This window comes from Actinomadura rugatobispora, assembly GCF_042656285.1.
GTDB classification, from domain to species: Bacteria; Actinomycetota; Actinomycetes; order Streptosporangiales; family Streptosporangiaceae; genus Spirillospora; species Spirillospora rugatobispora.
In genome coordinates this window covers 111,732-133,202 of the sequence record NZ_JBHSON010000053.1, presented here as the reverse complement: position 1 = coordinate 133,202, position 21,471 = coordinate 111,732, and the positions used below count along the sequence as shown (strand labels likewise).

Genomic DNA, 21,471 nt, shown 5'->3' with positions numbered 1-21,471 from the left:
CAGCGGCCACACGTCTCTTAGCAATCACTTGAACACGTTAGGTGAATAGTCGAGCCGCCGGGTGCTGCTACTTCTCACCGATATTCGGGGCGTTCAGCCCCTCGAGTGCCGTCCAAACTGACCGACAAACATGCCGCTACTCATCAGTAATGTCGGCGTGCGTAGTGACGGCAACAGCCACCACCAACACATCTCAACCGCCGTCCAAGGTCGGGTGAAGGGGAGGAGGCAGGCGGTTGTTGTTCTTGAAAAGCGGAAGGTCGGCGGTTCGGCCAAGCCCCCTGCCCACAGTTCTGGCCAGCCCAAAGACCCCGAGCGATCATCGCCTGGGTCTTTCTGGTGACAGCAACGCCATCACCAGGGCAGCCGATGGTCAGGCCTGAGTGATCTCGCGGTCCGTCCGAGTTCGCCAAATATCATGACGGCCATGTCGCGTGACCAGCCCCCATGCCGCTGCCTTCTCTGCCATGACTACGGCGATGAGATCGAACCGATGACCGCGCAAACCATCGCACAGATCCACGAGCACGGCTGGCAGGTCATGATGATCCCCACGGACGATGTCGGTCCGGGCTGGGCCTTCACCATCGGCCTATGGCACACCCACGGGATCCCAGAGCTCGCCATGTTCGGTCTGGATATCTATGACATGAAGGACGGCCTCAACGGGCTGGCCGAACGTGCCCTCAAGGGACGCCCCGTCAAGGCCGGCCAACTCCGGCATGAGGTCATCGACAACCACCCCGTCATGCTCAAAGCCGTCGACCTGAGGTGGTACCGGACCTTCTTCGGCAGCGCGATCATGTTCTATCGTCGACCGCCCTTCCCGCTTCTACAGGTCGTCTGGCCCGACCATGACGGGTTCTTCCCCTGGCAACCAGAAAGCGACGTGCCCTACCGGAGGCTGCAACCGCAACTGTGGCTCACCCCCACCGCCCACCCAAAGGGCGTCTGGACCCAAGACCTTTGAGCAAGCGCCGACAGGCCGGGCAAGCGGCTCAACAAGATCATCTGGTAGCGGAACCAGGATCCGAATCCGACCTCGTCAAGCACGCTGCCTACCGGCATGGCCCACAGCCATACCCGCCAGCAACGGTGACAGCTTCTCGTCAAGGGCCGTGTGAGCGTGGATCATCATGGTCAGTGAGCCCGACAATCTTCCGTCCTCCATGACGCATGTCTTGGAAGCGGATCCCGGCCGGTCCGGCGGCGTCGCGGTCGCGGTGTCGGCTTCGGCGAAGATTCCGGCTCGATGAGCGTGATCTTCTCAGTCGTCGGCCCGTTCGGTGTTCTGTCGTCGGTCTTGGGGCGGATGAACCCCCTGGACGTCTGTACGACTTCCAGCGTGGCGCCTTGCCCGCACTACCGGCACAGGTCGGCACGCCTCGATCTCGAACGGATGAGGCAGAGCGCCAGGACGTACAGCGCCCTGAGCCGTTCGCCGGCGGCCCGAGGGTGTCTCGCGCCTGGTCGACCGTGAATGACCTTGCGGGCGTTGTGACCTTGACCAGCTTGGCCCTGTGGCGCGGGGTCGTGGACCGTGTTTCGTTGTGACGGGTCAGGATGCTGTCGCGATCGACACGAGCGCCAACGCCATGACCGCGGCGCATATGACACCGGCGACCGCGAACGCGATCCGGTAGGGATGCCGTTCGGCCCACGACACGAGGCCCGGGTAGGTTTGGGCGAACTCGTTGGCGTTGACGGGGTGGTCGGGGCCGTCGCAGGGCACGCCGAGCGCCTTGACCAGCCGGTCGAGGTCCTCGCGCCTGTAGGCGCCGGTGGACACTCTGATGAGCAGATTGCGGTGTGCGTCGAGCAGGAACAGGCTTTCGCCGGGCGATCCGCGTGGTGCGGTGATGGTCGCGCGCACCACCTCCGTGACGCGCGGGCGTGACCGACGCTGACGGATGAACAGCCATCGCACGATGATCTCGTTCGAGGTCAGGATGATGCGGGAACTGAGAAGGGCCCCGGTCGCCAGAATGATCAGCACGGCGAACAGGCCGCCCACGATCGGGGCGAACACCGCCGGGGCGTCGCCGATCAGGATCGCGGCGACGATGCCCACGGTGGCCACCAGCATGGCGATCAACATGACCAGTCCTGCCCGGAGGTCGGGTCGCAATTCAAGGTCGCCCTGGACATCACCCACGCGATCTTGCTCCCTTCGTCCGGCTGGTCAACAGGGTGCCGCATCGGTGATGGTGCTTCCGCCGCGGAGTCGGGGGCGTACAACGGCTCACCTGCGCCGCCTTGAGAACGGCCCGCACTTCGTCGACCGCCAGGCTCGATCGGCGTGGCCACCGTGACGGGCCGAGCGACGTTAGGTGTGGGGCCTCCTCACGGACGGGCGCCTGTCGTCCTTGACTGCTGGTCGTGGATGGCGAGCGGTCTGCGGTTCGCCTCACGCGGATGGGCATGAATGGCCTGAGCTCGCGCATCTGGGCGGACATGCGTGCCTGCCAGGTGGACGGTCTGGTGAAGACGCTCCTGGTCCGTTCTCCTGGGCGATCGCCGGGACAGGCGGGCGGTCGCGCTCGGCCAAGGCTTGGATGGCCACGCGGTCGTGGCAGTCACAGGGCGGAACCCCTCTTGCCAGGACGAAGTGCCTGCGGAGAGAAGCGGCTGAACGCAATCACCGCGGGAAGGGCGCCGCTGGTGCCCGCGCTCGACTGGGCGGCGGCGCGCCAGCGGCGGACGTGTGTGCGTGCTCGTGATGCCAGCCGCCTCGTTCTTGTCCAGGGCCGCGGCGATCACCGCCCGTTCCAGGGGTGAGAGCGTTTCGAGCACGACCAGTAAGGCGAACTACACCGCTTCCTTGCGGAGAACGTTCGTGAGGAGCGGTTTGGGCATAGGTTTCGCGTCGGGCCTGGACTCAACGACCAGCCGGGTCGTGGTCGTCCTCCGGATCGGCCACGGTGGCGTCAGAGGTTTCGGTGTGCGAGGTAGACGGCCCCGTGCGGCTCCATCCGTGTCTGGCTAACGATCCGGGCCGCCCTTCCCAACAAGCAGACGAGGGTGTTTGCTTGACGGTGTCGAGTCGCTGGGGGGTCGGAGTGGCGGAGAGGTTTCCGGTCGCGGTCGCCGCGGTGGCGGTGCGGATCTCGTCGGTTCTGGGCCTCGGCAGGATGCGCGCCGTCGCGCGGTTCAACCGGCGCGTCACCAATCCGATCCAGCGGCTGTGGGCCCCTCACCTGCCCTATTTCGCGCTCATCGAGCACACGGGCCGCAAGTCCGGGAGGAGCTACCGGACCCCGGTCATGGCCTTCGTCGAGGGCGGCACGATATCGGTGATGCTGAACTACGGCGCGGAGTCGGATTGGGTGCGCAACGTCCAGGCCGCCGGTTCGGCCGGGGTGAGGCATCGGGGCCGACGTTATCGGCTGACCGATCCTCGTGTCATTCCCATCGATTCCGCGGAGCTGCCGCCGGCCCTGCGAAGCGCCGGCATATCGGCGCGGAGTGCTCTCTTGGGAGCCCTCGTGCGGGCGTAGAGTGCGGGGATGATCGTCGAGGCTCGGGATGTGGGAGTCGAGCTCGGGGGCGGCCAGGTACTCGCGGGTGTCGGGCTCCGTGTGGGCCGGGGCGAGATCGTGGCCGTCACCGGGGAGAACGGGGCGGGCAAGTCGACGCTGCTGCGGTGCCTGGCCGGGCTCCAGGGCGGGGTGTCGGGGGATATCGCGGTGTTCGCCCGGCCTCCGGTGGACGAGCCGGGGTTCTGGCGCGACGTCGTTCTGCTGGAGGACGAGCCCGCCTGGTATCCGGGGCTGACGGTGCGCGAGCATCTGGAGCTGATGCCCTCGGTGCACGGCGCGGCGCGGATGGAGGTCGGTGCGGCGCTGGCGGCGTTCGGGCTGGACGAGGCGGCCGACCGGGTGCCGACGGCGATGTCCACGGGCCAGCGGCAGCGGTTGTCGCTGGCCATGTCGCTGATCAGGCCGAGCAGGCTGCTTCTGCTGGACGAGCCGGAGCGCGGGCTGGACCCGGCGTTCCGGACGCGGCTGGCGGCGACGCTGGCCGGGTACGCGCGGGAGGGCGGCACCGTGGTGATGGCGACGCACGATCCGGATCTGGTGGCGGCCACCGGTGCCCGTGAGCTGAGGCTGCGGGCGTCGTGAGGACCTGGACGGACCGGTACAGCGCCGCCTTCGCGTTCGCGACCGTGGCGATGCTGCTCCTGCCGATGCTGGGGGCGGTGCTGTCGAGCCTGGCGCGGCCGGTGGACCCGTCCAGGGTCGGCGCGGGCGTCGCGCTGGTCCTGCTGGCTTACGCGGGGTATCTCGCGCTGGTTCGCAGGTTCGGTCCGGTCGCGACCTCGGCCGCGGACGCGGCGTGGCGGGTGCTGTCGCCGCTTCCCCGGCGCGGGGTGCTGCGGAGGACGGTCGGCGTCCTGGTCGCGGTCGCTTTGGCGTCCGGGCTGATTCTGGCTGTGGGCGGGCTGTCGGCGGTCGGCGTCCGCGACCAGTTCGCGCTGCGGGTGCTCACGGCCGGGGTCACGGGGATCTCGGCGACGGTCGGCGGGATGGCGGTGGCGGTGCTGGCGCAGGCGTCCCCGGCGTGGGACGTGTGGCTGCTGGGGGTGATCGTCGCGCTGGTGGTGCTGGCGGTGCTCGCGGCGGTGCTGGGAACCGGTCCGCCGGCTTCGCTCGCCGGGGTGCCCGCGGCCGCCGTCGCCGCGGTGCTGGTGCGGCTGGCGTGGGCGGCGCTCGAACGCGTCCCCGCGCGGAGCATCCTGGACGCCTCGACGCGTGCGGGGCGGGTGGTCACGGCGGCGTTCCTTGTGGATCCTTCGGCGTTGAGCTGGATCGCCGAGGACGAGCATTGGCGCCGCCGGAGGCTGCGGTCGCGTCCGTGGCCGCGGCGGTTTCCGGGCGCGCTGGTGCTGGCCTGGTCCGACTGGCGGCGGCTGGCGCGCCGTCCGGGGCGGTGGGCGTTGCTCGCCGCCGGTGTCGTGCTCCCGGTGCTGACGGCGCGGGCCGGGGGCGGCATCACGGTCGTCACGGTGGCGGTGGTGGCGGTGGGGGCCTTCGCAGCGGCCGCGGCGTGCACGGCGGGTGCGCGGCGGGACGTGGACGATCCGAGCTTGGTGCGGCTGTCGGGTGTCGGCGTCCGGGCCGCCCTGGCGGCGCGTGCTCTGCTGCCCGCGCTGGTGGGCGGCGCCTGGCTCTCCCTCGCGCTGACGGGGCTCGTCGTGGTCGGCGCTCTCGGCGCGGGCCCGTGGTGGCTGTTCGGCCCCGCGGCCGCGCCCGCTCTGGCCGCCGGCGCGCTGCGGATGGCGCGGCGGGGCCCGGTCGACTATTCGATGCCGCTCGTCCCGATTCCCGGCGGTGCCATGGTCAGTGCTCCGATGCTCTGGGCGGTGACCGGGGTGGACCTGGCCGCGCTCGGCTGCGTCCCGGTGCTGTCGGCCTTGTGGGCCCAGCCGCACGCGCTCGGCCCGTCTCTGGTCGCGCAGGCGGTGTCCGGGGCGCTCGTCGCGGCGGTGTTCCTGCTCCCCCGCAGGAGCAGTTGACTCTTGGGACCGGTCCCGGGGCACTCGGTTTAGCGTCCGGTCGTCGGTGTTGTTGAGAGAAGCGATGGAGGCGCCCATGGCGACGCACTCGCCGCTCGGCGTTCTGGTGGCCGGTGTCGCGGTCCTGCTCGTTGCCGGTTGCGGAGGGGCGGAACCGCGCACGGCCCCGGACCGCACCAGCACGACCGCGGAACCGCGCACGGCCGCGGACGGTACCAATCTGGCCGCGTGCCAGGACGGTACGTGCGAGGTGAAGGTGACCGGCCCGGCGAAGCTTCCGGTGGATCCGGCGAAATTCAAGCTGGACACCTTGGAGGTCAAGCCGGAGAAGGGTGATTCCGTGTCGTTCACCGTGCGGAATTCCGGTGCGGTCGAGTCGACCTCCGTACGGGTCTGCGGTCCCGACGACCGCTGCCTGGACCTGGGCGGGGGCGGTTACGCCTCGGGGGACGGCGACTCGTCCGTGACGTCGAGCACGAGCTGGACGGCCGTCGAGGGTTCGCGCATCACGGCCAACGGACTCTTCATCACGGTGGTCTCGGCCGACGACGGTTCGGCGATCCTCCGCATGAGACCGGCCTAGTGCGTTCCGCACGGTGAGCCGGTGCGTTTCGCACGGTGAGCCTGTGCGGATCGCATGGGGAGGTGGTGCGGTCTGTTACTGGTCGCGTCCGGCGGGTCGGCTCAGAATTTCGGTAGTCCATTGCCGAGCCGGGAGCCGCCGGGATGAATCCCACCGAGTTGGAACGTGACGAACGGGCCTCCGGCTCGCCGGAGAGCGGCGGTGCGCGCGGGAGCTGGTGGCGCTTCGCGGGTCACTACCTGGAAATGGTGCTGGCGATGCTGGCCGGGATGCTGGTCGTCGGGGGCGCCGTCGGCCTGGTCGTCGACTACTCGCACGCCGACCATCCGACGGCCGGCTCGCTGGAGATGGCGTTCGCCATGTCGGTGGGCATGGTGGCGTGGATGCGCTACCGCGGCCACGGCTGGGCGGGCACGCTGGAGATGACGGCGGCGATGTGCGCGCCGCTCGTCGTGCTGCTGCCGCTGCTGTGGGCGGGCGTCATCTCTGGTGACGCGGTGATGATGCTGCTGCACGTCCTGATGCTGCCGGCGATGCTGGTCGCGATGCTCCGCCGCCGGGACGAGTACAGGGCCGTCCACCACGGGCGGGGCGACCGGGTCGTGCGGGTGGCCGGACGGGCGATGGTCGTGGTGCTCGCGCTCGCCCTCCTCCCGGCACCGGTGTACCTCGCCGGATCGCGGTCGTACGAGGCGAGCCAGTACACGAGGCCGGAGGCCACCACGGTCGCGGCGGCGCCGCCGGCGCACGATCCCGCGAAACGGACGGTCGCGGTCGTCGTCGGCAACGAGGGCGCCAACATCGCCGACGCGCTCGTCTCCTACGAGGTGCTGGCGGCCACGCGCGCGTTCAACGTGTACACCGTCGCGCCCGCGCGGCGCGCGGTGCCGCTGCTGGGCGGGCTGGACCTGGTCCCCGACCTCGACTTCGCGGAGCTGGGACGGCGGCTGGGCGGTTCGGCGCCGGACGTCACCGTCGTGCCGGCCATGGCGGACTCCGAGCCCGCCGTGACCGCGTGGGTCCGGGACACCGCGAGCCGCGGGCTGCTGCTGAGCGTGTGCACGGGCGCGGAGGTGCTGGCCGAGGCCGGGCTGCTGGACGGCCGGGACGCGACTTCGCACTGGTACCGCATCTCCGGGTTCGAGCAGGACCACCCGGAGGTGAACTGGCGGCGCGGGATCCGCTACGTCGACGACGGGAACGTGATCTCGACGGGCGGGCTGCTGTCGGCGGTGGACGGGTCGCTGCGCGTGGTGGAGCGGCTCCTGGGCGACGAGGCCGCGACGGCGGCCGCGCGGACGATCGGCTGGCGGCACTACTCCCCCGGGAAGGCCGCGACACTTCCCGATTCCAAGCTGACCGTCGGCGACGCCGTCCTGCACACGCTCAATGTCGGCTTCCGCTGGGACGCCCCCACCGTGGGGGTGGTGCTCACGAACGGGGTCGGGGAGATCGAGCTGGCCGCGGCGTTCGATCCGTACGCCGAGCACTCGATGGCCGCGCGGACCCTCGCGGTGGGGACCGCCGCGATCCGGTCGCGGCACGGTTTGACGTTCGTCCCGCGGGCGGGTGTGGCGGAGGCGGCGGACCGCGTCGACCGGCTGCTGGTCCCCGGCGCCGGTGCGGCGGCGAGGCCGGATCCGGGTGTCGCCGCGGCCGCGCGCCGCGCCGGCGTGCCCGTGAAGTACCTGCAGGACCGGCCGGGCTTCGCGTTCGACGCGGGGCTGCGGGACGTGGCCTCGACGATGGACGTCCCCACGGCGCGGTGGGCGGCGAAGATCCTCGAATACCCGGTCGCGGGGGTGGGGCTGTCGGGTCCCGGGTGGCCGTGGACGCTGCTCCTGCGCCCGCTCCTCCTCGGGCTGGCCGGTCTGGTCCTCGTGTTCGGCGCCGCGCGGGTGGTCCGCTCGCGCCGGTCGTGACGCCGCGGACAGTTGTGCCCTGGCACTGCCCGATGCCGCGCTGCTTAATTGGGTAGGGCCGGCGCAGGGCGTCTCGGGGAGGGGCAGATGATCCAGGTTCTCATCGCCGAGGACATGCGCATCCTGCGCGACACCCTGGTCTCCCTGCTGGATCTGGAGGACGACCTGAAGGTCGTCGCCGAGCTCGCGTGCGGCGCGGACATCCTGCCCGCGGCGCTCCGGCACGAGCCGGACGTCGCGCTGATCGACATCGATCTGCCCGGCACCGACGGGCTCACCGCCGCCGCCGAGCTGCACGAGCGGCTGCCGCGCTGCCGCACGCTGGTCCTGACCGGGAGGGGCGGGCCGGGCACGCTCCGCCGCGCGCTCGCCGCGCACGTGTCCGGTTTCCTCGTCAAGGACGCCCCGTCGCGGGAGCTGATCGACGCGGTGCGGCGGGTGGCCGCGGGGCACCGCGTGATCGACCCGGAGTTGGCGCTGGCCGCGCTGGAGGCCGCCGACAACCCGCTCTCGCCGCGGGAGGCGGAGGTCCTCCGGCGCCATGCGACCGGTGCATCGGCGGCGGAGATCGCCGCGGAGATCCACCTGTCCTACGGCACCGTGCGGAACTACCTGGCGTCGGCGGTCACCAAGCTGGGCGCGCGCAACCGGGTGGACGCAGCGCGCATCGCCGACGAGGCAGGCTGGCTGTAGGAGCGTCCAGTGGACGGCCGCGAGGCCCGGAACCTGGCTGGTTCCGGGCCTCGCGGGCTAGGGGCGGCTCAGGGGACGGTTGGTTGGGTCCACAGGTCGCACTTGTGGTCCTGGGGGAAGGTCGTGATGGGGCCGGTTCCCTCAGGGGCCAGGTTCTGCACTTGCGGGAACCTCTGCCAGGCCGGGGCGCCCGCGCTGTTCGGGTCGCCGGTACGGGCGAACGTGGCCCAGTACGACAGCATCCGGTCCGACAGCGCGTTCTGCTGGGGCGTCCCGCTCACGCCGCCGAAGACGTACCGGAGCTCCGAGCCGTGCGGCGCGCCGAGCGGGAAGCTCAGTGGCAGCCCGAGGTAGTCCATGGCGTGCGGGTCGTTGAACTCGTAGCCGTACGCCCTGGTGTGCCGCGCCAGCAGGGTCGTGGACGCGTGCGACGGGCAGGAGAACTGCGCGTCCGTGAAGATCGCGCCGAGCGCCTCGGCCGGAGTCCCGGACTCCGGCAGCGGGTAGCGCTCCAGGACCCGTTCGGCGTTGGACGGGAAGGCCCGCCGCACGGCCGCCGGGTACTCCTCGGCGGTGAGCCTGCGCCCGGCCAGGTCGTACATCGTCGCGACCGTGAGGCGGCCCTCGTCGCGGGTGGTGCCCTGGACGACCGGGATGCGCGGAAGGTCCCCGGTGCGGAAGGCGTCCATGACCTGGTCGCGGATCACGACGCCGTCCTCGATGGGCGTCCAGGGGAGGCGGCCCGCGGACGGGTCGGCGCCGGCGGCCTGGATCTGGTCGGCGGGTTTGCCGCGCAGGCAGGCCGCGTCGGAGCAGCCGAGCCCGGTGGCGAAGCGTTCACCGGCGGCCTCGGCGGTCTGCAGCGACGGCGTCGGGAAGGCGCAGCCGGACTGGGCCACGGCGCGGTGGAACAGCCCCCGTGCGGTGGGCGAGATCAGGTTCTGGCAGACGCTGCCGCCGCCCGCGGACTCGCCGAACGCCGTGACGTTGGCGGGGTTGCCGCCGAACGCGCCGATGTTGGCCCTGACCCAGCGCAGCGCGGCCTGCTGGTCGAGCAGGCCGTAGTTGCCCGAGGAGCCGGTGCGGGATTCGCCGGACAGCCCCGGATGCGCCATGTAGCCGAAGGCGCCCAGCCGGTAGTTCAGGGTGACGACCACGACGTCGCCGCGCTCGGCGAGGGCGCCGCCGTCGTAGAAGGTGCCCGAGCCGATGGTGTAGCCGCCGCCGTGGAACCAGACCATGACGGGCCGCGGTTTCACGGGACGCTTGGACGGGACGTGCACGTTGAGATAGAGGCAGTCCTCGCTGGGCGTGCCGGGGCCGGCGAGGTCGCCCCAGGGCGTCTTCGATCCTGTCTGCATGCAGGGGTTGCCCGGTTTGCCGCCGTCCCGCACGCCCTTCCAGGGGGCGGACGGCGCGGGCGGTTTCCAGCGCAGCGCGCCCACGGGCGGCGCCGCGTAGGGGATGCCGAGGAAGGCGGTCCCGTTCGTGTTGGAGACGCCGCGTACGGCTCCGTCGCGGGTGGGCACGACGGGTTCCACGTCGGCGGTGGCCTGGACGGGGGTGACCGCGAGCACGGCCGACATCGCGATCCCGGCCAGGGAGGCGATCAGCGTGGCGACCGTCCTGCGTCGTCGGCGCGGGTGGCGGGGGGACGGGGAGGTCATACAGATTCCCTTTCTGGGGGAAGGGGGACGAGGGTCGGTCTCCTCAGCTCAGGTTCTTCTGCAGGACGTCCCAGTCGGTGCTGCACAGGCCACAGTTCGGGCCCACGAACAGGCTCTTGGCCGCGGCGTCGCCCTTGAGCTGCCACTTGATCCAGGCGGAGCCGACGCGGCCGAACTCGCCGCCGTTGGGCTGGTCGTAGGTGGCGAAGTGGCCGACGTCGAGGTTGCCCATGAAGGCCGGCAGGGCGGAGGGGAGCCGCCGCCAGTCGTCCATGGCGTTCTGGTAGGCGATGTCGGACGGGCCGCCGATGAAGTAGCCGACGGGGGCGCGGAGCCGGGACAGCATGGGCTTGTCGGCGGCGCTCATGAGGCCGCTGTTGAAGATGCCGGTGGTGGTCACCCGGCTGTCCCTGCTGGACACCTCGTACGCCTCGATGCCGCCGCAGGACTGCCCCATCACCGCGACCCTGCCGGTGTCGATCTTGCCGCGGTACTTGCTGCCGACCCGGCCGTTCTCGGCGATGGCCCAGTCGACGGCCTCGGTGAGCATGTCGGCGTCGGTCTGGCCGAAGCCGCCCGGCCGCCCGTTGGCGATGACCAGGAAGCCGTGCGAGGCGAACTCCTTGAGGATGTTCTCGAACCAGGTGCCGTCGGCACGGCACGCGCCGTTGCCCCAGGCCACGATCGGCAGTGTGAGGCCGGCGGGGATGGTGTTCGGCCGGTAGATGGTGTGGTCCCGGAGCCGGAGGCTGGTCTCGTAGTCGGCGGGATAGGGGCCCGTGCCGCCGGGCGCCGCGTGGGCGGGCGCGACCGGGACGTGGAGCAGCGCGCCGGCCAGCCCGAAGACGATGCTCGCCTTGGCCAGCCGCCGGACGAACCGTCGGAGGTTCATGGTGCGGTCTCCTCGATGTGGGGGTGGGGGGAGGAGCGGGGAGGCGGGTCGGCTCCCCGCCGTGTCGTCGCATTGCACTTTCAGGGGCGCGCGCACGTTGAACTGTCGCAAGAGGAACGGCGGGCATCAATGGCCCGGCCGCAGGAGTGGGGACGGCACCAATCCGTTGAAAGACGGCCTTGGACGCCTCACAGACAGCTGGACATACGGCAGCCCGAAGGCCGTACGTACACCGAATCGCCGTACGTCCGGTCGGTGCCGGTGCCCGCCCGGTCCTAGACTCGGGCGGTGTGACGGGTACGCGCGCGACGACCGCCGGGCCGGAGGACGCACCGGACGGGGAGATCCGCCTCCCGCGGATGCGGAGCGGCCCGCAGCCGCAGCACCTGCTCCTCACCCTGCTGGGCGACTACTGGTACGGGCTGCACGACCACCTGCCGTCGGCCGCGCTCGTCGCGCTCCTCGGGGAGTTCGGCATCTCACCGGCCGCCGCCCGCGCGGCGCTCAACCGGCTGGCGCGGAGGGGTGTGCTGGAGTCGTCCAGGACGGGTCGGCACACCGGCTATGGGGTGACCCGCCGAGCCCCGGTGGAGGTCAGGCTCGGCCACGCGACGCGCAGCGCCATCCTGTTCGGCGGCGCCCCGCCCACTTGGGACGGGCAGTGGCGCACGGTGGCCTTCTCGATGCCCGAGGACCAGCGGAACGTCCGGCGCGCGGTCCGGGCGCGGCTGCGGTGGCTCGGTTTCGCGCCGCTCTTCGACGGCGTCTGGGTCTCACCCCATGAAAGGGAGGAGGAGGCCGGGCGGTTCCTCTCCGAGCTTGGGATACGGACCTACGTCGTCATGACCGCCCGGATCCCGCCGGGCGTCCCCCAGGGCACCGCCCCCTTGGACGCCTGGGACCTCGGAACGATCCGCGCGGGCTACGACGAGTTCATCGCCGAATGGGAGCCGCTGCTGGGCCGCGCGCGGGAGGGGGCCGTGGGCACGGCCGAGGCCCTGCTCTCCCGCACGGGGCTCATGTACGACTGGATGCACTTCCCCGGCGTCGACCCCCTGCTGCCCGAGGAACTGCTCCCGGCCGACTGGCCGCGGCGCCGCGCGCACGAGATCTTCGCCGAGCTGTACGACTCGCTGGGCCCGCTGGCCGAGACGCGCGTCCGCCAGATCATCGCGCGGTTCTCCCCCGAACGGGCGGCCCTCGTCCGCCACCACACCCACCGGGGACCCTGAAAGGCGCTGGGCGCGGAGTCTCAGAAGTGGTCGGCCAGTTCGGCCAGGAGGCGGCGCTTGGAGCGGGCGCCCACGATGCGGTGGACGACCTCGCCGTCCCGGTAGAGGTTCATGGTCGGGAAGCCCATGACGCCGTACCGCGTCACGATGTCCGTGTGCTCGTCCCCGTTGATCTTGCCGACGGTGAGCCGGTCACGGTACTCGGCGGCGATCTCCTCGAGGATCGGCGCGATCATCTTGCACGGGGGGCACCAGTCGGCCCAGAACTCGACCAGCACCGGCCGGTCGGCGTTCAGCACCCGCTCGTCGAAGTTCTCGCTGGTCAACGTGATCATTCAGGTCCTCCGGGAGGAGCGCGCAGCCCGGGCAGGCGCGCGCCAGCTGATCGGCCACCTCGGCCCGCAGCCCGACCAGTGCGCGGATCTCCGCGTCGATCTCGGCGAGCCGACGCCGGTAGACGGCCCGGGACTCCGGGCAGGCCGCCCCCGCCTCGTTGCCCGCCCGCAGGCAGTCGACGAAGGGCCGGGCGTCCTCCAGCGTGAAGCCGGCCGCCAGCAGCGAGCGGATCTCCTGGACGAGCCGCAGGTCGGACTCCTCGTACTGCCGGTAGCCGTTGTTCGAGCGCCGCGCCGCGAGCAGTCCCTGCTGCTCGTAGTAGCGCAGCGCGCGCGTGCTGACACCGGCCCGCTCGGCGAGCTCCCCGATCCGCATCGGCCCTCCCTGATCCGTGGCCGTCCACGACGCTACCCCTTGACACCGGCGTCAAGGTCAAGCCGCTTCCGGCTCCGAACTTGGTGATCACGTGAACCCGCGGCGGACGGGGCGCGCTAGCGTCGGAGGAATGACCAGTGCGGACTTGCTCGTCGACGCGTTCGGCAGGATCAGGGAGATCGTCCACCGGGCCGTCGGCGGCCTCACGCCCGAGCAGCTGGCCCACCGGGTGAACGGGGAGGCCAACTCCATCGCCTGGCTGGTGTGGCATCTCACCCGGATCCAGGACGACCACATCGCCGAGGCCGCGGCGGTGCCGCAGGTGTGGACGGCCAAGGGGTGGGACGAACGGTTCGGGCTGCCGTTCGGCCCGGCCCAGACGGGATACGGCCACTCCAGCGAGCAGGTGGAGGCGGTCAGGGTCGACTCGTGGGAGTTGCTGACCGGCTACCACGACGCCGTGCACGAGCAGACGGTCGCCTATGTGGAGACCCTGGGTGACGCCGATCTGGAGCGGATCGTGGACCGGTCCTGGGATCCCCCGGTCACGCTGGGGGTGCGGCTCGTCAGCGTCGTGTCGGACGACCTGCAGCATGCCGGTCAGGCCGGCTTCATCCGCGGCCTCCTGCCCTGAGCCCCTCGCTGGGGCGTCCCGAATGTCGGTGGCGTGCGGCAGACTGCCTGGCCTGCGCTTCCAGGGAGGTGGTGGGCCGATGGCGATCCATGTGGCGAGCCGGCGGCGGGCCCGGGCCTCGATCGAGGCCGCCCATCCGGGCGCGCTGATCGTGGACGTGACGTCCCGCGCGGAGGAGCCCTGGGTCCGGCTCAGCCCGTTCTACCCGCACGGCGGCATCCCGGTGCCGTTCACGCCGGGGGTGACCTCCTGGTCGGTGGAGGGGATCTGGCAGGCGCTCAAGGTCTTCGCGGACGAGGACGTCGACCCCGGCAGGCTGGCGATCACCTCGATGAAGGGGATCAAGCGGACCGTCCGCAAGTACGGGGAGGTCCGGGGGCATCGCCGGGGCCTGGCCGGGGCGGAGCTGCTCCCGTACGAGCGGGCCCGCCGGGAGATCTACCTGCCGTCCTACCGGTGGGTTCTGGAGCACCGCGCGGCCGATCTGGTCGCCGAGCTGGCCCGTCTGGGGTCCGAGGGCGACGTCGTGCTGCTCGACTACGGCACCAACGGCGATGTCGGTGATCTCTCCAGCCCGCTGTCGCACGCCGCCCTCGTCCGCCGCCACATCGAGGGGCCGCGCGCGGACGCCCCGAAGGCGCGGGACGCGCCCGCGACGTGATCTCCCGTCCGCGTCGCGCGCACGGCACGCACGCGGAAGGCGCGGCGCGCTACGCTCGGTGCCCGTTCCGCGACGTCGGGGGATCATGACCACCAGTGCCGAGGACGGGCCGCCCCGGGGCCCGCACATCAGGCTCGCCGGGGCGGACGACGACGGCCCGCTGCTGGAGCTGCGCATGGCCCTCGACCACGAGACCAGGTTCATGATGCTGGAGCCCGGCGAGCGCGAGCGGCGGGAGGCGCTGCCGAGCCTGTCGTTCCGGGTGGTGGCGGCCGAGGGACGGCGCCTGGTCGGGTACGTCGGGGTGGCGGTGCTGCCGTACGCGCGGGCCTGGCACCGCGGGCAGCTGGTGGTGGGGGTGCGCGCCTCGCACACCGGGCGGGGGGTGGGCCGGGCTCTGCTGGACGCCACCGTCCGCCAGGCGCGCGAGCGGGATCTGCGGCGCCTCGAACTCACCGTGATGACCCACAACCGGGCCGCCCTGGCGCTCTACACCCGCTGCGGCTTCCAGGTCGAGGGGCTGCGCCGTGCCGCGCTCCGGGTCGACGGGGCGGACGTCGACGAGTACTACATGGGGCTGCTGCTCTGACCGTCCCGAATTCATTCCGCGAGCGCATCGGCCGCGCGCTCGGCGGGGATGTAAGCGCGCGATAAAAAGCCGACGGCGGGGTTACTGAATTTTCCGGTAGGGGGGATTTCTTGGGAAATATCAGCCCGCCCGAACGTGATCGTTTATCACGGCCGGTCGTACGGTGGGGTGCAGGACACGACCGGGCCGCCGTCCGGTGCGAGGCAGGAGCCGAAGGGAGCCGCACGGGACGCGGGCGAGGAGGTCGCAATGCCGCAGATCACGTCGCACGAGCCGGGGACGCCGAGCTGGGTGGAGCTGAACAGCCCGGACGTCGGGGCGTCGAGGGCGTTCTACCGCGCGCTGTTCGGCTGGGACTCCTACACGCTGGTCGACGCGGTGACGGGCGAGTACGAGATCTTCACGCTCGGCGGCTCCGAGGTCGCCGGGCTGACCCCGCTCGCCGACGACTCGCTGTCCTCCACCTGGACGTGCTATTTCACCGTGGACGACGTGGCGGAGACGGCCGCGGCGATCCGCGAGGCCGGCGGGCAGGTGTTCGTCGACGGGCTCGCGCTGGGGCGGATGGGCCGGATGGCGCTCGCCGTCGACACCGAGGGCGCGGGGTTCGGCCTGTGGGAGCCGGGCCAGCTGCACGGCAGCACGGTCGTGGACGAGGCGAACACCGTGTGCTGGGTGGAGCTGGCCTGCCGTGACACCGAGGCCGCCCAGGACTTCTACGGCCACGTCCTGGGCTGGAAGGAGCCGGCCGAGTTCCGGGGCGTGACCGGAGACACCTCCTACCTGTGGCGGATGGCGGGCCGCCCGGTGGCCAGCCTGGCGCACAGCGGCCCCGGATCGCCCGAGGACGACGGGGTCCCGGCGCGCTGGATCCCCTGTTTCGCGGTCGCCGACTGCGACGCGTGCGCCTCGGAGGCGGTGCGGCTGGGGGCGGGCGTGACGGCGCCGTGCGCCGATACGCCCCATGGCCGATGCGCCGAGCTCGCGGACACCACGTCGGCGCCGATGTCCATCATCCGGCTGCCTTCCTGAGCGCCTTGGGGGGCGGCGGGAATCCCGCGTTCTCACATTTACCCGGAATTGCTTTCCGAATGGCGAGCAGTCCTTTTCCGCAGCGGTCAGGAGGCGTGGACGGCGCGGACGGCGTCCACGGCGTGGAGGGCCCCGGGACGCAGCCCGCTCAGGCGGTCGAGGGCGGCGGCGGTGGCGTCGTCGGCGGGCAGGTAGACCAGCAGCCGCTGGCCGTCGGCGACCGACAGCGTCTCGTACGACAGCCGCAGCTCCCCCGCCTCCGGGTGCGCGAAGCGCTCGTCCCCGGTGTGGCTCGGGAGGGGGCTCACCGACGCGATCCTGCGGGTGAACGGGGCGCCCGCGATGACGGTCAGGTCGTCGTTGAGGTGGACCAGGTGGGGATCGTCGGGGCAGGACTCGCTCTTGAGCCGGGCGATGTGCTCGTCCGCGACGCGTTCCCAGTCGGGGTAGACCGTCCTGGCGCGGGCGTCGGTGAACAGGTAGCGGAGCAGGTTGGGCCGCTCCCCGTCCAGGATCCCGGCCGGGCGGGCGAGGTGGTCGAAGCCGGTGGTGTGGGCGAGCACGTCGCTCAGCCGGTTGAGCAGGACGGCCGGGGCGGGTTCGAGCCGGTCGAGCAGCGCCCGCACGGTCGGCCGGACGGTGTGCACCGGCGGCGTGGAGGCCGGGCAGGGGAACGCGGAGGCGCCCTCGGCGGCCTTGGCGAGGCGGCGCAGGAGGAAGCGCTCGTCGGGGGGCAGCCGCAGCGCGTCGGCGAGGGCGGCCAGGACCTGGACCGACGGGTTGCGGTCGCGGCCCTGCTCCAGCCGGGTCAGGTACTCGACGCTGATCCCGGCGAGGGTGGCCAGCTCGGCGCGGCGCAGACCGGGCGTGCGGCGGCGGGTGCCGGCGGGCAGCCCCACGTCGGCGGGGGTGACGGCCTCGCGGCGGCCGCGCAGGTACTCGCCAAGCGGATTGTCGCTCACGGCCTGGAGATTACCCGCGCCGCGCGCCCGTAGCGTGGCCCTGAGAGGGCCATCATTCACGCGGCCTTCCTCCGGCCGCCGCCGGTCGGCAGGGTCTCCGGCATGACGACGAACACGACGAACACGAACACGACGCTCCCGCTCATCGCCGGACGCTGGGAGATCGACCCCTTCCACTCCTCCGCCGGGTTCTCCATCCGCCATCTCGGGATCTCCAAGGTGCGGGGGCGGTTCACCCGCGTGGACGCCGAACTCGTCGTGGGGGAGACCCTCGACGCGTCCTCGATCACCGCCACCGTCGACCTCGCCTCGATCGACACCGGGAACCCCGACCGGGACGCGCACGTGCTGGCGCCCGACATGCTGGACGTCGAGCGGCGGCCGCGGATGGCGTTCCGCTCGACCCGGATCGAGGGCGAGGGCGAGGACTGGACGCTCGACGGGGAGCTGACCATCGGGGAGGTGACCCGGCCGCTGGCGCTGGAGGTGGAGTTCGGCGGGGTCGAGGAGTCGGCCGTCGACGGGCGGCGGCACGCCGGGTTCGAGGCGAAGGGGAAGATCCGCCGGAGCGACTTCGGGCTCGGGTTCGCGCCCGGGGTCCTCGGCGAGGTCGTCCAGATCACGCTCGACGTGCAGTTCGTCGAGCCGCGCTGACCGCCGGCGGTCAGGAGCCGGCGAGCTTGGCGACGACGGGGGCGAAGGCGCCGAGGTCGGTCTCGCGGTGCAGGACGAAGTAGGACATGCCCTGCTCGTCCCGCCAGCGGCGCAGCTTGTCGGCCATGGCGGTGACGTCGCCGGTCAGGACCTGCGGCGTGTCCCCCTGACGCGAGGTGTCGGCGGCGCTCCACGCGGCGCGGGGCCCGCCGTCGCCGACCCGCATGACGCTGGTGCCGATCTCGATCCGGTCGAACCTGGGCCCGGCCGCCTCCCGCAGCAGGGCGATCTTCCGGACGAACGCCTCGGCGCCGCCGTCGGACGGGTCCGGGCCGGAGCCGTCGGGGAGCGTCCGCATGGTCAGGTTGACGATGTCGGCCTCCCGCGCGGCCAGGCGGAGCATGGTGGGGCCGCCGCCGCCGATGAGGATCGGCGGATGCGGCCGTTGCAGGGGGCTGGGCTCCTGTTCCAGGTCGTGGACGCGGTAGTGCTCGCCTTCGTAGGAGAAGGGCCCCTCGCCCCAGGCGCCCTTGAGGACGGCGAGACCTTCGCGTAGGCGGCCCAGGCGTACGCGTGGTTCGTCCAGGGTGAGACCCGCGCCGCGGTAGTCCTGGGCGAGCCATCCCGTTCCGATGCCCAACTCCAGGCGTCCTTCCGAAAGGACGTCGAGCGTGGCGGCCTCCTTGGCCAGCAGGACGGGATGCCGGAAGTCGTTGGCGAACACCATCGTGCCGACCCGCAGCCGGGTGGTGGCGTCGGCGGCGGCCATCATCGCCGCGATCGGGCCGAACCGGGGCCCGACGATGTGGTCGGGCACGAGCATCACGTCGAAGCCCGCGTCCTCCAGCCGCCGTGCCTTGCCGACCCACTCCCGCCGCGTGCCCGCCAGCCGGACCACCGCGCCGAACCGGAACGTCCGCATCCCGAACCCCTTCCACACCGAGCAACTACCAAGCATGCGCTTGGTCGCATCCCTACCGTGCCCCACGACGGCCGCGGCGTCACCCCCGCGAGTACGGTTGCGCCATGGGCGATCTCGGCGCGGCGGCGCACGGCGGCGCCGTCCCCGGCCTGCCGGACGACGCCTACGACCACGACGGCCAGCTCACCAAGCGCGAGGTCAGGGCGATCACCCTGGCCCGGCTGGCGCCCGCCGCCGGAGAGCTGCTGTGGGACGTCGGCGCGGGCGCGGGCAGCGTCGCGATCGAGTGGATGCGCGCCCATCCACGGTGCCGCGCGGTCGCGGTGGAGGCCGACCCTGAGCGGGCCGCCCGCGCCGCCGCCAACGCCGCGGCGCTCGGCGTCCCGGCGCTGCGGGTGGTCACCGGCACCGCCCCGGACGCCCTGGCGGGCCTCGACCCGCCGGACGCGATCTTCGTGGGCGGCGGGGTGACCGCCCCCGGCCTGATCGAGACCTGCTGGGCGGCGCTGCGCCGTCCCGGCGGCCGGCTGGTGGTCAACACGGTCACCGTGGAGGGCGAGCGGGCCGTGCTGGAGGCGCATCGGAGGCTGGGCGGCGACCTGACCCGGATCGCGGTCGACCGGGCCGCCCCGATCGGCGGCTTCACCGGCTGGCGCCCGCAGATGCCCGTCATCCAGTGGGCTGTGTTGTTTGAAGTCCCGGCCCACGGGGCTCGCCTGGCGGCTCGCCCCTAACCGGGCCTTTGGCGAGCGCGGCATCGCTCCGCGATCTGGCCGGTGGCGCTCGCCTCCGGCTTCGCACCACCGGCCAGGTAACGCGCTCGCGCGGTACCTCAGGTCACGTCGAAAAGTCCCGGCCTACGTTGCTCGCCTGGCGGCTCGCTCCTAACCCGGCCTTGGCGAGCGCGGCATCGCGCTCGCGCGGTATCTCAGGTCACCTCGAGAAAGGCCCTGGGTCTCAGGCGCGGCCTACGATCGTGCCGGCCCGGTCGATGACGACGACGTCCACCTCGACCGGGGCGCCGCGCAGCACGTCCAGGGCCACATCGCGGGCGCGGGCGGCGACCAGGTCGCCCAACGGCAGCCCGGCCTCCGCGCAGATCCGGAGCGCGTCCAGCGCGGTGTTGGCCTCCCGCACCCTGGCGGCGAGCCCGGCGTCGCCGCCCGCGTCCTGTAGCAGACCGGCCAGCAGGGCGAAGTCCACCTGAGAGCGCTTGGAGTGCAGGTCCAGATGCCCGGCCGCCAGCTTGGCGATCTTGCCGATGCCGCCGGCGACGGTGAGCCGGGGGACCGGGTGGCGGCGCAGGTACTTCAGCACCGCGCCCGCGAAGTCGCCCATGTCCAGCAGCGCGTCCTCGGGCAGGCCGTGCAGCTCGGCCACGACCCGCTCGGACGTGCTGCCCGTCGCGCCCGCCACGTGCTCGCGCCCGGCGGCGCGGGCCACGTCCACGCCGCGCCGGATGCTGTCGATCCAGGCCGAGCACGAGTACGGCACGACGACGCCGGTGGTGCCGAGGATCGACAGGCCGCCGAGGATGCCCAGCCGCGGGTTCCAGGTGCGGCGGGCCAGCTCCGCGCCGCCGTCCACGGAGATCTCCACGATCGCGTCGGCGTCCCCGAGCACCTCCCGCATCATCCGCCGCGGCACCGGGTTGATCGCGGGCTCGCCCACCTCCAGCGGCAGGCCGGGACGGGTGACGGTGCCGACGCCCGGCCCCGCCCGGAACACCACGCCGGTGCCGGGGGCGCCGTGCCGGACGGTGGCGCGGACCAGCGCGCCGTGCGTGACGTCGGGATCGTCCCCGGCGTCCTTGACGATCCCGGCCGTCGCGGCGCCGTCCGCCAGCTCCTCCACGGCCAGCGCGAACGCGGGCCGCTGCCCGCGCGGCAGCGTGATCTCGACCGGGTCGGGGAACTCGCCGGTCAGCAGCGCCGTGTGGGCCGCCTTGGTCGCCGCGGTGGCGCACGCGCCGGTCGTCCACCCGTACCGAAGAGAACTCACGCACCTAACATGCACCCTGTGCGTGTGCTGGTGCTCGGCGGGACCGGTGAGGCCCGCCGGCTGGCGGGGCTGCTGGCCGGCCGACGGGGCGTCGAGGCGGTCACCTCGCTGGCGGGGCGGGTCGCCGATCCCGCGCTGCCGCCGGGGGCGACGCGGGTCGGCGGGTTCGGCGGCGCGGACGGGCTGGCGGCCTGGCTGGACGCGGAGCGGATCGGCGCGGTGATCGACGCCACGCACCCGTTCGCGTCCGCGATCACGGCGTCGGCGGTCGCGGCGGCCGGGCGCGCGGGCGTGCCGCTGCTGGTCGTGCGGCGCCCCGGCTGGACGGAGGGGCCCGGCGACGACTGGCGGCGCGTGCCGTCCCTGGCGGAGGCCGCGGCGCGCCTTCCCGGCGAGCGGGTCTTCCTCACTGTCGGCCGCACGGATCTGGCGGCGTTCGCCGGGGACGCCCGCCGCTTCTTCCTGGTGCGCTCGGTGGACCCGCCGGGGCCGCCGCTGCCGCCGCGGACGCTGGCGGTGCCGGGGCGCGGGCCGTTCAGCGTGGACGGCGAGCTGGCGCTGATGCGCGAGCACCGGGTGGACGTGCTGGTCACCAAGGACAGCGGCGGTGCGATGACGGCCGCCAAGCTGACCGCCGCGCGGCGGCTCGGGGTGCCGGTGGTGATGGTCGACCGGCCGCCGGCGCCGGACGCTCCGACGGTGGGCACGGTGGACGAGGCGCTGACCTGGCTGGAACGGCAGGGTTGCCCTTCACAAAACACCCGCCAAAACCCGACTTAACCTCTTTTCCGGACGAATCCC

Annotated in this window: 22 protein-coding genes and 1 pseudogene; 15 read left to right on the top strand and 8 right to left on the bottom strand. The window is 72.4% G+C overall.

Going from position 1 to position 21,471, the window contains the following annotated elements:
* Window positions 1-427 precede the first annotated feature (427 nt).
* Window positions 428-970 carry a DUF4262 domain-containing protein gene (locus tag ACFPZN_RS32975; RefSeq protein ID WP_378286203.1) on the top strand — a complete coding sequence of 181 codons (543 nt, stop codon included), beginning with the start codon at window positions 428-430 and terminating at the stop codon, window positions 968-970.
* A gap of 588 nt (window positions 971-1,558) precedes the next feature.
* Here ACFPZN_RS32975 and ACFPZN_RS32970 read toward each other — a convergent pair.
* Window positions 1,559-2,155 carry a hypothetical protein gene (locus ACFPZN_RS32970; RefSeq protein WP_378286202.1) on the bottom strand — a complete coding sequence of 199 codons (597 nt, stop codon included), beginning with the start codon at window positions 2,153-2,155 and terminating at the stop codon, window positions 1,559-1,561.
* Between the two features lie 904 nt (window positions 2,156-3,059).
* On the opposite strand from ACFPZN_RS32970, the gene ACFPZN_RS32965 reads away from it, so the two are divergent.
* The 6 genes from ACFPZN_RS32965 (at window position 3,060) to ACFPZN_RS32940 (ending at window position 8,713) form a co-directional block, all read left to right on the top strand.
* Window positions 3,060-3,497, top strand: a complete 438-nt coding sequence (locus tag ACFPZN_RS32965; RefSeq protein WP_378286201.1) for a nitroreductase family deazaflavin-dependent oxidoreductase — start codon at window positions 3,060-3,062, stop codon at window positions 3,495-3,497.
* A 9-nt stretch (window positions 3,498-3,506) separates the two neighbouring features.
* On the top strand, window positions 3,507-4,121 hold the full coding sequence (locus ACFPZN_RS32960) for an ABC transporter ATP-binding protein (protein ID WP_378286200.1): 615 nt from the start codon (window positions 3,507-3,509) through the stop codon (window positions 4,119-4,121).
* Window positions 4,118-5,515 (top strand): DUF6297 family protein, encoded by a 1,398-nt coding sequence (locus ACFPZN_RS32955; RefSeq protein ID WP_378286199.1) that lies wholly within the window; start codon window positions 4,118-4,120, stop codon window positions 5,513-5,515. Before ACFPZN_RS32960 ends, ACFPZN_RS32955 begins: the two co-directional genes overlap by 4 nt.
* A 76-nt stretch (window positions 5,516-5,591) precedes the next feature.
* Window positions 5,592-6,098, top strand: coding sequence for a hypothetical protein (locus ACFPZN_RS32950; protein WP_378286198.1), 507 nt, complete (start codon window positions 5,592-5,594; stop codon window positions 6,096-6,098).
* A 143-nt stretch (window positions 6,099-6,241) separates the two neighbouring features.
* On the top strand, window positions 6,242-8,020 hold the full coding sequence (locus tag ACFPZN_RS32945; RefSeq protein WP_378286197.1) for a DJ-1/PfpI family protein: 1,779 nt from the start codon (window positions 6,242-6,244) through the stop codon (window positions 8,018-8,020).
* Window positions 8,021-8,107: 87 nt separating this feature from the next.
* Complete coding sequence (locus ACFPZN_RS32940) at window positions 8,108-8,713, top strand: response regulator transcription factor (protein ID WP_378286196.1); 606 nt, start codon at window positions 8,108-8,110, stop codon at window positions 8,711-8,713.
* A 68-nt stretch (window positions 8,714-8,781) separates the two neighbouring features.
* Here ACFPZN_RS32940 and ACFPZN_RS32935 read toward each other — a convergent pair whose 3' ends face one another.
* Together ACFPZN_RS32935 and ACFPZN_RS32930 are read right to left on the bottom strand one after the other, a co-directional pair.
* Window positions 8,782-10,380, bottom strand: coding sequence for a carboxylesterase/lipase family protein (locus tag ACFPZN_RS32935; protein WP_378286195.1), 1,599 nt, complete (start codon window positions 10,378-10,380; stop codon window positions 8,782-8,784).
* Between the two features lie 43 nt (window positions 10,381-10,423).
* The gene (locus tag ACFPZN_RS32930) at window positions 10,424-11,272 is read right to left on the bottom strand and encodes a poly(ethylene terephthalate) hydrolase family protein (protein ID WP_378286194.1); all 849 of its coding nucleotides are present in this window, start codon (window positions 11,270-11,272) and stop codon (window positions 10,424-10,426) included.
* A gap of 290 nt (window positions 11,273-11,562) precedes the next feature.
* Here ACFPZN_RS32930 and ACFPZN_RS32925 point away from each other — a divergent pair, with 290 nt between their 5' ends.
* Window positions 11,563-12,504, top strand: coding sequence for a PaaX family transcriptional regulator (locus ACFPZN_RS32925; protein ID WP_378286193.1), 942 nt, complete (start codon window positions 11,563-11,565; stop codon window positions 12,502-12,504).
* A gap of 20 nt (window positions 12,505-12,524) precedes the next feature.
* Here the strand turns inward: ACFPZN_RS32925 and ACFPZN_RS32920 are convergent, their stop codons facing one another.
* Entirely contained in the window at window positions 12,525-12,782 is a 258-nt protein-coding gene (locus tag ACFPZN_RS32920) for a thioredoxin family protein (protein ID WP_378286192.1), read from the bottom strand.
* Entirely contained in the window at window positions 12,697-13,215 is a 519-nt protein-coding gene (locus tag ACFPZN_RS32915; RefSeq protein ID WP_378286191.1) for a MerR family transcriptional regulator, read from the bottom strand. The genes ACFPZN_RS32920 and ACFPZN_RS32915 overlap by 86 nt, the downstream gene beginning before the upstream one ends.
* A gap of 130 nt (window positions 13,216-13,345) precedes the next feature.
* On the opposite strand from ACFPZN_RS32915, the gene ACFPZN_RS32910 reads away from it, so the two are divergent.
* The 4 genes from ACFPZN_RS32910 to ACFPZN_RS32895 all read left to right on the top strand — a co-directional run bounded on the left by ACFPZN_RS32910 (window position 13,346) and on the right by ACFPZN_RS32895 (window position 16,131).
* A complete protein-coding gene (locus ACFPZN_RS32910) occupies window positions 13,346-13,849 on the top strand; it encodes a mycothiol transferase (protein ID WP_378286190.1) in 504 nt (167 codons plus the stop codon).
* Between the two features lie 79 nt (window positions 13,850-13,928).
* Window positions 13,929-14,510, top strand: coding sequence for a DUF6939 family protein (locus ACFPZN_RS32905; protein ID WP_378286189.1), 582 nt, complete (start codon window positions 13,929-13,931; stop codon window positions 14,508-14,510).
* A gap of 85 nt (window positions 14,511-14,595) precedes the next feature.
* Window positions 14,596-15,099 carry a GNAT family N-acetyltransferase gene (locus ACFPZN_RS32900; protein ID WP_378286188.1) on the top strand — a complete coding sequence of 168 codons (504 nt, stop codon included), beginning with the start codon at window positions 14,596-14,598 and terminating at the stop codon, window positions 15,097-15,099.
* A 249-nt stretch (window positions 15,100-15,348) separates the two neighbouring features.
* The gene (locus ACFPZN_RS32895) at window positions 15,349-16,131 is read left to right on the top strand and encodes a VOC family protein (protein ID WP_378286187.1); all 783 of its coding nucleotides are present in this window, start codon (window positions 15,349-15,351) and stop codon (window positions 16,129-16,131) included.
* Window positions 16,132-16,217: 86 nt separating this feature from the next.
* Here ACFPZN_RS32895 and ACFPZN_RS32890 read toward each other — a convergent pair whose 3' ends face one another.
* A complete protein-coding gene (locus tag ACFPZN_RS32890; RefSeq protein WP_378286186.1) occupies window positions 16,218-17,093 on the bottom strand; it encodes a helix-turn-helix domain-containing protein in 876 nt (291 codons plus the stop codon).
* Window positions 17,094-17,195: 102 nt separating this feature from the next.
* On the opposite strand from ACFPZN_RS32890, the gene ACFPZN_RS32885 reads away from it, so the two are divergent.
* Window positions 17,196-17,747, top strand: a complete 552-nt coding sequence (locus ACFPZN_RS32885; RefSeq protein WP_378286185.1) for a YceI family protein — start codon at window positions 17,196-17,198, stop codon at window positions 17,745-17,747.
* Window positions 17,748-17,757: 10 nt separating this feature from the next.
* On the opposite strand, the gene ACFPZN_RS32880 is transcribed toward ACFPZN_RS32885, so the two are convergent.
* Entirely contained in the window at window positions 17,758-18,669 is a 912-nt protein-coding gene (locus ACFPZN_RS32880; RefSeq protein WP_378286184.1) for a TIGR03621 family F420-dependent LLM class oxidoreductase, read from the bottom strand.
* A gap of 140 nt (window positions 18,670-18,809) precedes the next feature.
* Between ACFPZN_RS32880 and cbiT the strand changes: the two are divergent.
* Window positions 18,810-19,403 (top strand): annotated as a pseudogene (gene cbiT, locus ACFPZN_RS32875) (precorrin-6Y C5,15-methyltransferase (decarboxylating) subunit CbiT); the annotation flags it as partial.
* A gap of 223 nt (window positions 19,404-19,626) precedes the next feature.
* Here cbiT and ACFPZN_RS32870 read toward each other — a convergent pair.
* A complete protein-coding gene (locus ACFPZN_RS32870) occupies window positions 19,627-20,670 on the bottom strand; it encodes a cobalt-precorrin-5B (C(1))-methyltransferase (protein WP_378286183.1) in 1,044 nt (347 codons plus the stop codon).
* A gap of 18 nt (window positions 20,671-20,688) precedes the next feature.
* On the opposite strand from ACFPZN_RS32870, the gene ACFPZN_RS32865 reads away from it, so the two are divergent.
* On the top strand, window positions 20,689-21,450 hold the full coding sequence (locus ACFPZN_RS32865; RefSeq protein WP_378286182.1) for a cobalt-precorrin-6A reductase: 762 nt from the start codon (window positions 20,689-20,691) through the stop codon (window positions 21,448-21,450).
* Window positions 21,451-21,471 lie beyond the last annotated feature (21 nt).